General features: G+C 68.6%; 2 protein-coding genes and 1 pseudogene. 1 reads left to right on the top strand and 2 read right to left on the bottom strand.

What is annotated here, in order from left to right; all coding sequences use genetic code 11:
* Window positions 1-381: pseudogene (locus ACFWF3_RS36525) on the bottom strand (FUSC family protein); the annotation flags it as partial.
* 73 nt (window positions 382-454) lie between these two features.
* Here ACFWF3_RS36525 and ACFWF3_RS36520 point away from each other — a divergent pair.
* The gene (locus ACFWF3_RS36520; RefSeq protein ID WP_378629312.1) at window positions 455-973 is read left to right on the top strand and encodes a MarR family winged helix-turn-helix transcriptional regulator; all 519 of its coding nucleotides are present in this window, start codon (window positions 455-457) and stop codon (window positions 971-973) included.
* A gap of 73 nt (window positions 974-1,046) precedes the next feature.
* Here ACFWF3_RS36520 and ACFWF3_RS36515 read toward each other — a convergent pair.
* Window positions 1,047-1,200 (bottom strand): DUF1330 domain-containing protein (locus tag ACFWF3_RS36515; RefSeq protein WP_379318776.1); only part of this gene is annotated, 154 nt, incomplete at its 5' end.

Genomic DNA, 1,200 nt, shown 5'->3' with positions numbered 1-1,200 from the left:
CAACGCGACCTCGGCCCACATCGACACGTGCGCGAGGGCCAGCAATCCACCTCCTGCGACGAAAGCGACAACCAGTACACCGACGAGCGTCACCTTGGCAGCAACCCGAACCATCGGCTCGTGCCGGGCGAAGGCGGAGGCCAGCGCGCCCAGTACCGCGAAGCCGACATATTGCCGCAGATCGAACAGGCCACAGCCGACGAAGACCAGCGCTGCGGCAACGCCGACGCGCAACGAGGCCGCCACGGTCGCGTCGGCAGGCCGAACCTCGAACGCACGCCGCCAGGTGGACGCGGAGATCGAGTGCGCCAACGCGCCGCGGGAGTGCCGCAGCCGGGTGGCGGTGGGCGGGTTGTGTAGGTCGGAAGTCGCGGCAGGCACGCTGCCATCCTAAATGTATTTTACTAGTAAAGTATATCTGAAATAGTGTGAAACCGATCGCTAGGATGAATACATGGGCGACACCTCCCCCGACTTCGTCGACGGCGTTCGAGCCGAATGGGCCGAGACCTATCCCGAGGTGGACACCTCCACGATCGAGGTGATCGGGCGGATCAACCGGATCAGTTCGCTGGCGCTGCACCAGCTCGACCGGGCACTCGCGCCGAGGGGCGTCAACCGCGGCGAATTCGACATCCTGTGCGCTCTGGCCCGCGCCGGCCGCCCACTGCGCGCCAGCGAGGTGACCGCGAGGACCATGACCAGCGGCGCTTCGACCACCAAGCACGCCGACCGGCTGACCAAGATCGGACTGGTCGAACGGCTGCCGTTCGAGCGCGACGGCCGGGTGGTGCTGCTGCAGCTGACCGCGGCCGGGCGCGATCTCGTCGACACCGAACTGCCCAGCCGCGTAGCACGCGACCATCGGCTGCTGGAGGGACTCGATGAGCAAGAGCGGCAGACGCTCGCGACCCTGCTCCGCCGGGTATCGCGCAACACCGACGCGGCCGCCTGGCCGGCCCCCGGATCCTGAGCCTTCCCGGCGGCCTTGGCCGTCACAGCTGCGCACCGCGTCGGAGGGTGATCACACCGGGACTGCTCGGACCTCAGCCGCTCAGCGCGGCACGCATGGCCTCGGCGGTGGTGGCGGGATCGTAGTCCTCGGCGACCCCGCCGACCAGGATGATGTCGCCCTCGATGTGCCGCGAGCGCAACGGCGCGATCTCCTGGTACGCCGGTGAGTCCCACCAGGCGCGCGCC

Source organism: Nocardia sp. NPDC060220 (genome assembly GCF_042727815.1).
GTDB lineage: Bacteria > Actinomycetota > Actinomycetes > Mycobacteriales > Mycobacteriaceae > Nocardia.
This window is presented reverse-complemented; position numbering and strand designations above follow the sequence as displayed.